The sequence below is a fragment of the Micrococcus luteus genome (assembly GCF_014138885.1).
GTDB classification, from domain to species: Bacteria; Actinomycetota; Actinomycetes; order Actinomycetales; family Micrococcaceae; genus Micrococcus; species Micrococcus luteus.
Genome location: NZ_JACJIK010000001.1, coordinates 1,951,123 through 1,963,791 on the forward strand (window position 1 = coordinate 1,951,123; position 12,669 = coordinate 1,963,791).

General features: G+C 74.9%; 11 protein-coding genes. 7 read left to right on the top strand and 4 right to left on the bottom strand.

The genetic code is table 11. From position 1 onward, the window contains the following. The first annotated feature begins 8 nt into the window (after nt 1–8). Nucleotides 9–2,303, top strand: coding sequence for an MMPL family transporter (locus HDA34_RS09035; protein ID WP_134377246.1), 2,295 nt, complete (start codon nt 9–11; stop codon nt 2,301–2,303). Nucleotides 2,304–2,380: 77 nt separating this feature from the next. On the opposite strand, the gene HDA34_RS09040 is transcribed toward HDA34_RS09035, so the two are convergent. Further along, nucleotides 2,381–3,007, bottom strand: coding sequence for a Dps family protein (locus tag HDA34_RS09040; protein WP_036317229.1), 627 nt, complete (start codon nt 3,005–3,007; stop codon nt 2,381–2,383). A gap of 325 nt (nt 3,008–3,332) precedes the next feature. Here HDA34_RS09040 and dnaK point away from each other — a divergent pair, with 325 nt between their 5' ends. The 5 genes from dnaK (at nt 3,333) to HDA34_RS09065 (ending at nt 8,671) form a co-directional block, all read left to right on the top strand. After that, nucleotides 3,333–5,192 carry a molecular chaperone DnaK gene (gene dnaK, locus HDA34_RS09045; RefSeq protein WP_041104534.1) on the top strand — a complete coding sequence of 620 codons (1,860 nt, stop codon included), beginning with the start codon at nt 3,333–3,335 and terminating at the stop codon, nt 5,190–5,192. A 161-nt stretch (nt 5,193–5,353) separates the two neighbouring features. Beyond that, entirely contained in the window at nt 5,354–6,016 is a 663-nt protein-coding gene (locus HDA34_RS09050) for a nucleotide exchange factor GrpE (RefSeq protein WP_134377247.1), read from the top strand. 68 nt (nt 6,017–6,084) lie between these two features. Further along, complete coding sequence (locus HDA34_RS09055) at nt 6,085–7,077, top strand: DnaJ C-terminal domain-containing protein (protein ID WP_134377248.1); 993 nt, start codon at nt 6,085–6,087, stop codon at nt 7,075–7,077. After that, the gene (locus tag HDA34_RS09060; RefSeq protein WP_020626477.1) at nt 7,074–7,625 is read left to right on the top strand and encodes a heat shock protein transcriptional repressor HspR; all 552 of its coding nucleotides are present in this window, start codon (nt 7,074–7,076) and stop codon (nt 7,623–7,625) included. The genes HDA34_RS09055 and HDA34_RS09060 overlap by 4 nt, the downstream gene beginning before the upstream one ends. Next, nucleotides 7,604–8,671, top strand: coding sequence for an alpha/beta hydrolase (locus tag HDA34_RS09065; protein WP_225348670.1), 1,068 nt, complete (start codon nt 7,604–7,606; stop codon nt 8,669–8,671). The genes HDA34_RS09060 and HDA34_RS09065 overlap by 22 nt, the downstream gene beginning before the upstream one ends. 22 nt (nt 8,672–8,693) lie before the next feature. Here HDA34_RS09065 and trmB read toward each other — a convergent pair whose 3' ends face one another. From trmB to HDA34_RS09080, 3 genes are all read right to left on the bottom strand, one after another. Further along, the gene (gene trmB / locus HDA34_RS09070) at nt 8,694–9,689 is read right to left on the bottom strand and encodes a tRNA (guanosine(46)-N7)-methyltransferase TrmB (protein ID WP_020626479.1); all 996 of its coding nucleotides are present in this window, start codon (nt 9,687–9,689) and stop codon (nt 8,694–8,696) included. 70 nt (nt 9,690–9,759) lie between these two features. Beyond that, nucleotides 9,760–11,103 (bottom strand): hypothetical protein, encoded by a 1,344-nt coding sequence (locus tag HDA34_RS09075; RefSeq protein ID WP_101966068.1) that lies wholly within the window; start codon nt 11,101–11,103, stop codon nt 9,760–9,762. Between the two features lie 5 nt (nt 11,104–11,108). Further along, nucleotides 11,109–11,855 (bottom strand): DedA family protein, encoded by a 747-nt coding sequence (locus HDA34_RS09080; RefSeq protein ID WP_049148024.1) that lies wholly within the window; start codon nt 11,853–11,855, stop codon nt 11,109–11,111. A gap of 200 nt (nt 11,856–12,055) precedes the next feature. Here HDA34_RS09080 and HDA34_RS09085 point away from each other — a divergent pair, with 200 nt between their 5' ends. Next, nucleotides 12,056–12,649 carry a hypothetical protein gene (locus HDA34_RS09085; RefSeq protein WP_020626481.1) on the top strand — a complete coding sequence of 198 codons (594 nt, stop codon included), beginning with the start codon at nt 12,056–12,058 and terminating at the stop codon, nt 12,647–12,649. The last annotated feature ends 20 nt before the right edge of the window (nt 12,650–12,669 follow it).

The following is a 12,669-nucleotide window of genomic DNA, read 5'->3' on the forward strand; positions in this document are numbered from 1 at the left end:
CTCGGGGCATGCCCACCCCGCCCGACCTGTCCGCCTTCCGCACCCCCGCCGCCACGGGGCGTCCCCCTCGGGGGCTGCGGCTGGGCCTGGCCGCGGCGCTCACCGTGGTCTGGCTCGCCGTGCTCGGCCTGGGCGGCCCCGTGTTCGGCAAGATCGGCGACGTCTCCTCGAATGACCAGGCCACCTTCCTGCCGGCGTCGGCCGAGTCCACCCGCGCGGGGGCGGAGGCGGCGGCGTTCCAGGACGGCGAGGCCGTGCCCGCCGTCGTCGTGGGCCCGGCGAGCACAGCGGACCCCGCGGCCGCCTTCCCCGCGCTCGCGGACCTCGCGGGCCGGCTGGGCGAGGTGCCGGGCGTGACCGACGTCGCCGGCCCGATCCCCTCCGACGACGGCGCGGCGGTGCAGTTCCTGGCCTTCGTCGACTCCTCGGTCGGGGCCGAGCGGCCCGTGGCCGACGTGGTGGCCGACCTGCGGGAGGTCGTGGCGGACCCCGCGGCCGCCGACCCCGCCCTCGCCGGGACCGTGGCCGCGGACACCGAGTGGCACGTGGGCGGCCCGGCGGGCCTGGTCGCCGAGCTGGGCGGCGCGTTCGCGGGGATCGACGGGCTGCTGCTGCTCGTGGCGCTCGCGGTGGTGTTCGTGATCCTCGTGGCGGTCTACCGCTCCGTCCTGCTGCCGGTCCTCGTGCTCCTGACGGCCGTGGCCGCGCTCTGCGGCGCGATCGTGGCCGTCTACGGGATGGCCCTGGCGGGCTGGATCCAGCTCAACGGCCAGGCCCAGGGCATCCTCTCGATCCTCGTGATCGGCGCGGCCACCGACTACTGCCTCCTGCTCGTGGCCCGGCACCGCGAGGAGCTGCTGGTCCGGGCGGACGTCGGGGAGGCGCTGCGGGCCGCCGTGCGCGGGTCCTTCGGCGCGATCACCGCGTCCGCCTCGACCGTGGCCCTCGCCCTGCTGATCCTGATGGCCTCGGACCTCAACTCGACGCGCTCCCTCGGCCCCGTGGCCGCCACGGGTGTGGCGTTCGCGTGGCTCGCCGCCCTGACCCTGCTGCCGGCGCTGCTGCGGCTGACCGGGCGTGCCGCCTTCTGGCCCACGATCCCGTCCCCCGAGCGCGCGCGCCGTCGCGCGGAGCGCCGCGCCGCCCGGGGCCGGGCCTTCACCCCGCCGCGCGACGGGGCGGGCCGGCCCGTCGCCGGCCTCGAGGAGGACCACGGGGTGTGGACGCGGGTGGGCGCCGTCGTCGCGCGCCGGCCCCGTCTCGTCTGGGTCGCCACGACGGTCGTGCTCCTCGCCCTCTGCGGCGGTCTGCTGCAGCTGCGCGCGGACGGCGTCGCCCAGGAGGACGTGCTGCTCGGCGACTCCGACGCCCGGCAGGCCCAGGCCCTGCTGAGCGAGCACTTCGACGCCGGCGCGGGCGCCCCCGCCCAGATCCTCGCCCCGGCCGGGGACGCGGAGGCGGTGCTCGCCGCCGTCGCGGAGGACCCCGGCGTGGCCGAGGCCGAGGTCACCACGGACGCCCCCGAGGCCGCCGCGGGCCCACCCCCGGGCGTGACCGACGCGGAGGGCGGGGCGGGCGCCGCGTCCGCGCCGGAGCCGCAGCCCCGCGTGGTGGACGGCCGCGTGCTGGTCTCGGCCACCCTGGCGGACCCGGGCGAGTCCCTCGCCGCGCAGCAGACCGTGGCCCGCCTGCGCGACCGGCTCGCGGACCTCCCGGCCACGGGCGAGATCCTCGTGGGCGGCCCGGCGGCCCAGGCGCTGGACACGAACGTCACCACGCAGCGCGACCTGCGGGTCGTCATCCCGCTGATCCTCGCGATGCTGCTGGTCATCCTCGCGGTGCTGCTGCGCTCGCTCCTGGCACCCGTGCTGCTCGTGGCGGCCACCGTGGTCAGCTTCGGCGCGGCCCTGGGCGTCTCGGCCCTCGTGTTCCGGCACGTGTTCGGCTTCGAGGACGCCGACCCCACCGTGCCGCTGTACGGCTTCGTCTTCCTCGTGGCGCTCGGGATCGACTACACGATCTTCCTGATGACCCGGGCGCGGGAGGAGACCCCGCGGCACGGCACGCGGGCGGGTGTGCTGCGCGCCCTCACCGTCACGGGCGGGGTCATCACCTCGGCCGGCGTCGTGCTGGCGGCCACCTTCGCCGCGCTCGCGGTGATCCCGCTGATGTTCATGGTGCAGCTGGCGTTCATCGTCGCGTTCGGCGTGCTGCTCGATACGCTGATCGTGCGCTCCCTGCTCATCCCGGCCCTCGTGCGGGACATCGGCCCGAAGGTGTGGTGGCCGGCGCGGGCCGCCTGAGCCCGGACGGCGACGGAGGGCCCGACCGGCGGTGCGGTCGGGCCCTCCGTGCTCGCGGGCGCCTCAGGGGCGCGCGGTCACTTCTTCTTGGACTTCTTCGCGTCCGACTTCTTCGTGCGCCCGGCCTTCGGGGCGGGCGCGGACTGGGCGCCCTTCACGCGGCCCGCGGCGGCGGCCTCGGTGGTGGTGCCTGCGCTGCTCAGCCGGCCGTCGTCGGTGGTCAGGAACGAGCGCATGAACCACTGGAACAGCTCGAGCTGGGCCACCTGGTCGATGAGGATGTCCTGCGTGACCGGGTCGAGGTCCTCGGTGGCGTCGATGGCGGCGCGGTGGTCCGTCACGACGCCGTCGTAGACGAGGTCCAGCGCGGCCAGGTGCTCCAGGGTCGACGCGCGGCCCAGCGTGTAGTCGTCCCACGCGCGGGCGGCCACGAGTGCGCCCGGGGTGCCGGCGGGGGAGACGCCCAGGGTGGCGATGCGCTCCGCGAGGACGTCCACCATCCCGCGGACCAGCTCGATCTGGGGGTCGAGCATCTCGTGCACGCCGATGAAGCCGGGGCCCACCACGTTCCAGTGGGCGTGCTTCAGGGTGAGCTGCAGGTCGTTGAGGGCGTGCAGGCGGCCCTGGAGGATCTCGGCGGTGCGGCGGCCCGTGCTCAGGGACAGGCCCGGGACGGTGTACTCGGCGGCGTTCTTCTCGGCCATGGTGGTGCTCCTTCTCCGTTGGGGTGGGCGCGCCGTCGGCGACGCCCCGTGATCCGCCATCCAACCGCGTGAGGTCGTCGTGTTTCCAGGTCTGAGCGGCGTGCGCGGGCGGGTCCGGAGCGGATCCGCGGCGCCGGGAATGGATCGCGGACGGCCCGCGTTGACCCCCGCAGAAGCAGAAGTGAGTGAAGTCGACTCAGGTTCACTTGACAGTCCACCGACCCGGTGGCAACCTGAGTCATGAAGGCTCAAGTCCCTGTGGCGTCGGTGCCCCCGGCCCGCGGGTCCGGCCCCCGCTTCACCGTCAGACAGGAAGGACCCCACCATGTCCCGTGCAGTCGGCATCGACCTCGGCACCACCAACTCCGTCGTCGCCGTCCTCGAGGGCGGCGACCCGGTCGTCATCGCGAACGCCGAGGGCGCCCGCACCACCCCGTCCGTCGTCGCGTTCTCCAAGGGCGGGGACGTCCTGGTCGGCGAGGTCGCCAAGCGCCAGGCCGTCAACAACCCCGAGCGCACCTACGCGTCCGTCAAGCGCCACATGGGCACCGACTGGACCACCGAGGTGGACGGCAAGAAGTACACCCCGCAGGAGATCTCGGCCCGCACGCTGATGAAGCTCAAGCACGACGCCGAGGAGTACCTGGGCGAGAAGGTCACCGACGCGGTGATCACCGTGCCCGCCTACTTCAACGACGCCGAGCGCCAGGCCACCAAGGAGGCCGGCGAGATCGCGGGCCTGAATGTCAAGCGCATCATCAACGAGCCCACGGCGGCCGCGCTGGCCTACGGCCTGGAGAAGGGCAAGGAGGACGAGCTCATCCTGGTCTTCGACCTGGGCGGCGGCACCTTCGACGTGTCCCTGCTCGAGGTCGCCAAGGACGAGGACGACTTCGCCACCATCCAGGTGCGCGCCACCGCCGGCGACAACCGCCTCGGCGGCGACGACTGGGACCAGCGGATCGTGGACTGGCTGCTCCAGCAGGCCAAGTCCAAGGGCGCGGACCTGTCCAAGGACAAGATCGCCCTGCAGCGCCTGAAGGAGGCGGCGGAGCAGGCCAAGAAGGAGCTCTCCTCGGCCACCTCCACCAGCATCTCGCTGCAGTACCTGTCCGTGACCCCCGAGGGCCCGGTGCACCTGGACGAGCACCTCTCCCGCGCCAAGTTCGAGGACCTCACCAAGGACCTGCTCGAGCGCACCCGCAAGCCGTTCGAGGACGTCATCAAGGAGGCCGGCGTCAAGGTCTCCGACATCGACCACGTGATCCTCGTCGGCGGCTCCACCCGCATGCCCGCCGTGTCCGAGCTCGTGAAGGAGCTGACCGGCGGCAAGGAGCCCAACAAGGGCGTGAACCCGGACGAGGTCGTCGCCATCGGCGCGGCGGTGCAGGCGGGCGTGCTCGCCGGTGAGCGCAAGGACGTGCTCCTGATCGACGTGACCCCGCTGTCGCTGGGCATCGAGACCAAGGGCGGCGTGATGGCCAAGCTCATCGAGCGCAACACGGCCATCCCGACCAAGCGCTCCGAGACGTTCACCACGGCCGAGGACAACCAGCCCTCCGTGTCCATCCAGGTCTTCCAGGGCGAGCGCGAGTTCACCCGGGACAACAAGGCGCTGGGGACCTTCGAGCTGACCGGCATCGCCCCGGCCCCGCGCGGCATGCCCCAGATCGAGGTCACGTTCGACATCGACGCGAACGGCATCGTGCACGTCTCCGCGAAGGACAAGGGCACCGGCACCGAGCAGTCGATGACCATCACGGGCGGCTCCTCGCTGTCCCAGGAGGACATCGACCGCATGGTCAAGGACGCCGAGGCCCACGCGGACGAGGACAAGAAGCGCCGCGAGGCCGCCGACCGCCGCAACCAGGCGGAGCAGTCCGCCTACTCCGTTGAGAGGCTCCTGCAGGACAACGGCGACAAGCTGCCCGAGGACGTCAAGACCGAGGTGCAGGCCGACGTCGACGCCCTGAAGGCCGCCCTGGAGAAGCAGGACAACGACGACGAGGTCGCCGCCGCGTTCGAGAAGCTCCAGGCCTCCCAGGTCAAGATCGGCGAGGCCCTCTACGCCCAGCAGGGCGCGGAGTCGGCCGACGCCGGCGCCGAGTCCGCCGCCCCGCAGGGCGACGATGAGGACATCGTCGACGCCGAGGTGGTCGACGAGGACGACGAGAAGAAGGCCTGACACCCCGGGGCCGGGGCGGGCGTCCACGCCCGCCCCGCCCGGAGGCCCACGACGCCGGCGGGCCGGCCCGGCAGCGCCCCTGCCGGGCCAGCCCGCCGGCCTTCCCGCACCACCCCCGCGCGGCGGACCCGCCGCGCCCACCCGCTTCGAAAGGACACACCATGAGCGCCGACCAGCAGCGTCCGCACGGCTCCTCCGACGCCGAGCGCGGCTCCGAGGAGGAGCCCATCGTGTTCAACGACCGTCGCCGCATCGACCCCGAGACCGGTGAGCCCCGGGTCTCGGCGGAGAGCGCCGCAGAGCAGGCCGAGGACGGCGACGCCCTCGCCCAGGCCGAGCGCATCCTCGACGAGGCCGGCGCGCAGGCCGGGACCGAGGCGCCGCAGCCCGCGGCCTCGGACCGCGAGGCCGAGCTCGAGACCGACCTGCGACGTCTGCAGGCCGAGTTCGTGAACTACAAGCGTCGCGTGGACCGCGACCGCGACCTGGCCAGGGACGCCGGCGTGCTCAAGGCCGTCACCGCACTGCTGCCGGTGCTCGACGACATCGACGCCGCCCGCGCCGCCGGCGACCTGACGGACGGCCCGTTCGCCGCCATCGCGACCAAGCTCGACACCGTCCTGGCCGGCCTCGGCCTCGAGCGCCACGACCAGGCGGCGCTGGCCGGCGTCGAGTTCGACCCGGCCCTGCACGAGGCCGTGATGCGCCAGCCGCACGCGGAGGTGCCCGCGGACCACGTGGTCCAGGTCTTCCGCAACGGCTACGTCCGGGACGGCCGCGTGCTGCGCGCCGCCCAGGTGATGGTCTCCGCCGGAGACGAGTGACCCCGTCGGCCGGCGGCCCACCCCGCCGCCGGCCGACCCCCTGACCGATGCACACGAGAGGAGGCACCATGGCCTCGCAGGATTGGATGGACAAGGACTTCTACGCGACCCTGGGGGTGTCCAAGGACGCCTCCGATGCGGATGTGAAGAAGGCCTACCGCAAGCTCGCCCGCACCCACCACCCGGACCAGAACCCCGGGGACGAGGCGGCCGAGAAGAAGTTCAAGGAGATCTCGGAGGCATACGCCGTCCTGAGCGACCCCCAGGAGCGCCAGGAGTACGACGCGATCCGCGCGATGGGCGGCGGCGCCCGGTTCTCCGCCCCGGGCGGTGCCGGCGGCGGCGGCTTCGAGGACGTCTTCGGCGGCATGTTCGGCGGCGGGGGCGGCCCCCGCACCACGCAGTCCGAGCCCGACCTGTCCGACCTGTTCAGCGGGATGTTCAGTGGCGCCGCCGGCCAGCCCGGCGGCTTCGGCCCCGGCGGCTTCGGCGATGCGGGGTACGCACGGCCGCGCCCCACGAAGGGCGCGGACCGCACCGCCACCACCACGATCTCCTTCCGCGGCTCGATCCAGGGCACCACGGTGTCCCTGCGCGGCCCGGACGGCGAGACGATCGAGGTGAAGATCCCGAAGGGCATCCGCGACGGCCAGAAGGTCCGTGCCCGCGGCAAGGGCTCGCCCGGCCCGGCCGGCCGCGGCGACCTGCTGGTCACCGTGCACGTGCGCGAGCACGAGTTCTTCCGCCGGGACGGGGACGACCTGCGGATCACCGTGCCGATCACCTTCCCCGAGGCCGCCCTCGGCGCCACGATCGAGGTGCCGACGCTGGATCGCCCCGTGAAGGTGAAGGTGCCGGCGGGCTCCCAGTGTGGCCGCGTGCTGCGCCTGAAGGGCCGCGGTGTCGAGCGCGGGAAGACGACGGGTGACCTGCTCGTGGAGCTGCGCGTCACCGTGCCCACCACGCTCAACGACGACGCCCGCGCCGCCGTCGAGGCCCTGCAGTCCGCCACTGCCGGCGACGATCCGCGGCGGGAGCTGGCCCGGAAGGCAGCCTGGTGAGCGCCCGCGACGGCGCCGCCCGTGCGGACCGGGGCCGCGAGGGGGGTCCCGACCGGCACGCCCCGGTCTTCGTGATCTCCGTGGCCGCCGAGATGGCGGACATGCATCCGCAGACCCTGCGCCAGTACGACCGGCTCGGCCTCGTGGTCCCCGCCCGCCAGGACGGACGGCACCGCCGCTACTCCCTCGCCGACGTCGAGCGGCTGCAGACCGTGCAGACCCTGAGCCGCGAAGGCATCTCGCTGGAGGGCATCCGCCGCGTGATCGCGCTGCAGCGCGAGGTCGAGCAGCTGCAGGACACCGTGGTCGAGCTGGCTGCCCAGGTGGACCGCCTCCACCACGCCTCCCGCCTGGCCCGCGTCTTCACCGTGGGCTCCGGCGGTGACGTCTCGGCCCGCTACGCCGACCGGATGGCCGTCCGCCGTCACGCCGCGGCACGGGCCGGGGCGGACACCGCGGGCGAGGCCTGCCCGAGCGGCCTGCGGAGGCTGCCCTCCGGCGTCGCAGGCCTCCGACGGGTGCCCACGTGGCAGTCCGAGCAGGACTGAGCCGGGCGTCGTTCGGGGCGGCCGCGCGGTCCCGCGTGCAGGAGCGGCTGCGCGCCGACATGGCCCGGCGCGACGGCCTCGGCCGGCAGGCCCGGAGCGCCCTGGACGGGATCGTCCACGCCCTCAAGCCGGAGGGCATGGACCCGCACCTGCCCGCCCGGCATCTGCTGGACTACGTCCTCGAGGGCCCGGACGGGCCGCGCGCGGTGGTCGCCGCGGGGGACCCCGCGACCGCCACCCACCTGACCTGGCTCGTCTCCGGCATGGGCATCCGCCCCCAGACGGCCATGTGGGGGACGGCCCGGGAGGCCGCCCACCTCGCCGCCGCCCAGCGCGCCGCCGGCGCACCCCGCCCCGTCGTCATCGGGTGGCTCGGCTACCCCGCACCCACGCCCTGGCGGGTGGTGCTCGACGGCCCCGGCCGGCGCGGCGGCGCGATGCTCGCCGCGGATGTGCGGGCCTGGTGGGAGTTCCTGCGCCACGGGCCGGGGGAGGACGACGATGTCGCCCCGGCCCTGCGCGCCCGCGGGACCGCCGTGCACGGGGCCGTGGAGGCCCACTCGTACGGCTCGCTCGTGGCCGCGCACGCCCTGCGCCTGCTCGCGGACCGGGGCCTGCAGCCCGACGACGCGGAGGCCCCGTGGCCGGCCGAGCGTCCCGTCGAGGCCCTCGTGGTCTCGGGCACGGTCGGCCTGCCCGCCGCCCTGGCGGCCCGGGCCGCGCACCTCGGCCTGCGGTCCGGGCGGACGTTCCGCGCCCTGGCCCCGGGCGATCTCCTCGCCCGGGTCGGCCGCGCGGTCGGCCGTCGTCGGGACTGGACGGACGCCGCCGTGCTGCCGGTGGCCCCGCGGCCCGGCCTGGCGGGGGCCGCCGTCCGCGGCCACCGCACGGCCCGCTGGTCGCCGACGGCCCCCGAGGACGCCCCGAGGGGCTACCGGGACGCCGGGTCCGTGACGCTCGCGGCGACCGCGCGGGTGACCGCCGGCCTGCCGCTGTCGCCCGTTCCGGACGGCGCCGACCCGGCCGGGCCGGTCGCCCCGGCCTAAGCGACCCCGTCGGGCCCCGTGCTCAGCGGCGGCGGTACGCCAGGTCGAACACGAGCCGCCCGGCCCGCTGGGACTTCGCCTCGAAGCTCGTGATCGGTCGGCCCTCGAACCGGGGCGCCCAGCCGCCGTCGTGGTCCACGGGGTCCGCGGCCGCCGCGCCGGCCCGCGCCTCGCCCAGGCCGGCGCGCAGGGGGCGCTCCTCCTCGGCCGCGCTCTCCCATCCCGCGGGCAGCGGCTGGGCACCCACCTCGGTCTCCCTGCCCTCGCGGCGCACCCGCGTGAGCGGAGAGTCCTCGCCCGCGGCGCGCCCGGGGAAGAGGTTCTCGAACTCCGGGTGCGCCTCGAGCACCTCGCGCATCTGCACGGCGTAGCCCGACCAGTCCGTCGCCAGCCGCAGCACCCCGCCGGGGGTGAGCACCCGCGCCACGCGGTCCGCGAAGGCGGGGGAGACCAGGCGGCGCTTGTGGTGCCGCTTCTTGTGCCACGGGTCCGGGAAGAACACCCACACCTCGGAGACGGAGCCGGGCGTGAGCAGGGCGTCCAGCAGCTCGGGGGCGTTGGCCTCCACGGCGCGGACGTTCTCCAGGCCCTGCTGCTCCACGCGCGTCATGAGCGCGGCCAGGCCGGGCACGTAGACCTCGACGGCGAGCACGTTCCAGTCCGGCCGGTCGGCGGCGGCCTGCGCCGTGGACTCGCCCAGCCCGGAGCCGATGTCGACCAGCAGGGGGGCCTCGCGCCCGAACACCCCCGCCCAGTCCAGTCGGGCCTGGCCGTCCACCGAGGTGGCGCCGCGGCCGCGAGGCACGTCCACGAGGACCCGCTCCGCCTGGCGGTCCCACACGGCCTGCCGCCCCGCGTTCAGGCGGGCACCACGTCGGACGAAGGAGACCGGCTCCCGTCGGACGAGGGCGGGGTCCTTGTCCCGATTGTGGTCGTGCGCGTGGACGCGCTCGGCGGGCGGCGGCACGGCGTCGGGGCCGGGTGCGTCCGGGCAGGGGCGGGGCAGGTGCTCAGTCATCGCCCCGATCCTGCCACGGCCGCGCGTCGACGGTGCAGACCGCGGCCGACGACGGCGCCCGGCGCCGGGGTCAGGGGGTGCTGCTGGAGCGGTCCCCCGACGTGGGCGACGCGGACGCGGAGGCCGTGGTGGCGGTCGGCTCGGGTGCGGACTCGGTCGGGTCCGGCGCAGGGTCCGTGGCCGGCGCGCTCGTGGACGGACCGGACGCGCTCGTGGACGGACCGGACGGGCTCGGGGACGTCGGGGTCGGGGACGTCGGGGTCGGCGTCGCGGAGGTCGGCGTCGGGTCGGGGGTGCTCGGCGTCGGACTGCCGGATCCCGTGCCCGACGGCGAGGACGAGGTGGGGGGAGACGACGGGGAGGACGGCGTGGCCGAGCGGGTGGGCGCGGGGGCCGAGGAGGACGGGGCCGTGCTGCTCGGCACCGGGGTGGTCACGCTGGGCGTCGGGGCCGCCGTGTCGGCGGGCGCGGACGGGGGCGGCACGGGTGCGCCGGTGGCCTCCTCCGTCCACGAGGACGTCTCGGGCTCCGGCTCGGGGGCGGGCTCCGGCTGCTGCTCCTCGGGGGTCGGGGTGGAGCGGTCCGGCAGACGCAGGTCGGCGGGGGCGGAGGCGGCGTCCGCGGCGACGTGGCCCAGGTCGGACAGCCAGGCGGTCGCCGTGTCCCGAGGGATCCGCACCGTCAGCACGCCCGCGGCGGCCGGCGCCATGGACGCCTGGTCCGCCTCGAGCATCAGGCTGCCGTCCGGCAGGAAGACCACCGCGTCCCAGACGCGACGGTTCTCCACCTGCTCCGGGGCGTCGACCGCCGAGTCCAGGCGCGAGCCGATCACGTCCGGGTCGTTGGCCATGCGCTGGCGCACCTCGGCGCGGAACGCGTCCCAGCCGTCGGGGGTGAAGAGATCGGCGGTCTCGAGCACGCGGTCCTCGCGGGCCGAGTACCAGATCACGTGCGAGGTGGACACGGAGTCCGTGCCGCGCCGCTCCGTGGCGAGCAGGCGGGCCGCGGCGATGTCCTCGGCCACGACGGCGAGCTGCGGCTGGATCTCCAGACGCGGGTCCGCGCTCGGGTCGGTGTCCCGGCGGTACTGGTCGATCTGGGCGCGCACGGCCTCGGCCATGGCCTCCGTCCAGGCCGGCGCCCCGGGCACCTGCAGCCACGCCCCGTGGTGGTCCGGGTCCTCGCCCTCGAGCACGGCGACGCTCGCCTCCGGCACCCGCTCGAGGTCGTGCGAGGGGACCTCGACCGTGAACGGGGCCATGTCCATGGACGGCAGGGCGGAGGCCGCCGTCGTGGCGGGCGCAGGCTCAGGCTGCGGCTCGGTGCGGGCACAGGCGCTCAGCGTCACCAGGGCGACGGCGGCCAGGCCGAGGGCCGCGCGGCCACGGCGGGGGGAGGGCAGGACGGGGTGCATGCGATTCACTTCCGGTGGTCGGAGGACTCCAGGATGGCCTCGACGCGGGCGGCCATCTCGTCCGCGGTCGGCGGGCGCCAGTCCGGGTCGTTCCGGCGGCGGGCGTCGCGGCGCAGGCGCAGGACCACCCAGGTCGCGAGGAAGGCCAGGATCAGGACCAGGACGATGTTGGAGAAGACGTCCGCGTACTCGGAGACGACGTGGAACCGCTCCCCGAGCGCGTAGCCGCCGTAGACGAAGATCGCGTTCCAGATCAGGGAGCCCAGCGCCGTGAACAGGGTGAACTTCGCGAGGTTCATCCGCTCGATGCCCGCGGGGATGGAGATCAGGGAGCGGAACACGGGGACCATGCGGCCCAGGAACACGGTCCAGTAGCCGTATCGGATGAACCAGCGCTCGGTCTTGGCCACGTCCTCCATGTCCACCAGCGGCATGCGGTCCGCGAGGCGGTACATGCGGTGGCGGCCGAGCCACGCGCCGAGGCCGTAGAGGGCCAGCGCTCCGACGATCGAGCCGACCGTCGCCCAGACCAGCGCGGCATGCGGGCTGAAGGCGCCGCCGGCCGCGGTGAAGCCTGCCAGGGGCAGGATCACCTCGGACGGGATGGGCGGGAAGATGTTCTCCGCGAAGACGGCCAGGCCGACGCCGATCGGGCCGACCGCCTCCATGATGTCCACGACGATGTTGCCGAGCCAGCCGTAGTCGGTGGGCGCGGCGGCGGCCGCGGTCAGGGGTGCGACGAGGGGGAGCATGCGCCCCATTGTCCATCATCGACGGCCTCGGCGACGTGGTGGAGGCGTCGACGTCGTCCGCTCTGCGCGCACAGCCGCGCCTCCGGGCGGGCGGGAGCGGGCTGCCGTTGGTACTGTCGGAGGTGCAGACCGCTCACCGACCGTTCGCGCCACACCCCACTCCACGTGCGTGCCGCGGGCCCTACTGGAAGGAAGACTCCATGAGCATCGTCCAGATTCCGCTGCGCCTGGCCTCCGGCGCGTTCATCCTGAACTCCGGCCTGAACAAGCGCGGCATCTCCGCGGAGCAGGCCCAGGGCCTGCGCGACATGAGCGCCCGCGGCCTGCCCGCGCTGGCCAACCTGTCACCGGAGCAGTTCAAGAAGTTCCTCGTGACCACCGAGATCGGCGTGGGCTCGGCCCTGCTGGCCCCGTTCGTCCCGGGCTGGCTCGCCGGCTCCGCCCTGACCGCGTTCTCCGGCGGTCTGTTCTCCATGTACCTGAACACGCCGGAGATGACCGAGGCGGACGGCGTGCGTCCGTCCCAGGAGGGCACCGCCGTCGCCAAGGACATCTTCCTGGTCGGCTCCGGCCTGGCCATCGCCGCCGACTCCGTGGCCAACCGCCCCGGCAAGCGCCGCAAGGCCGCCAAGAAGCGCGCCGCCCGCATCGAGGGCGCCCGCGACGCCAAGGTGCAGGCCATCCGCGACGCCCAGGACGAGAAGGTCGCCGCGATCCACGCCGCCCGTGAGGAGCAGGTCGCCGCGCTGCGCGAGGCCCGTGACGAGCTGAAGAAGCTGCGCAAGAAGGCCTGACGCCTCCGCCGCATGCGTGA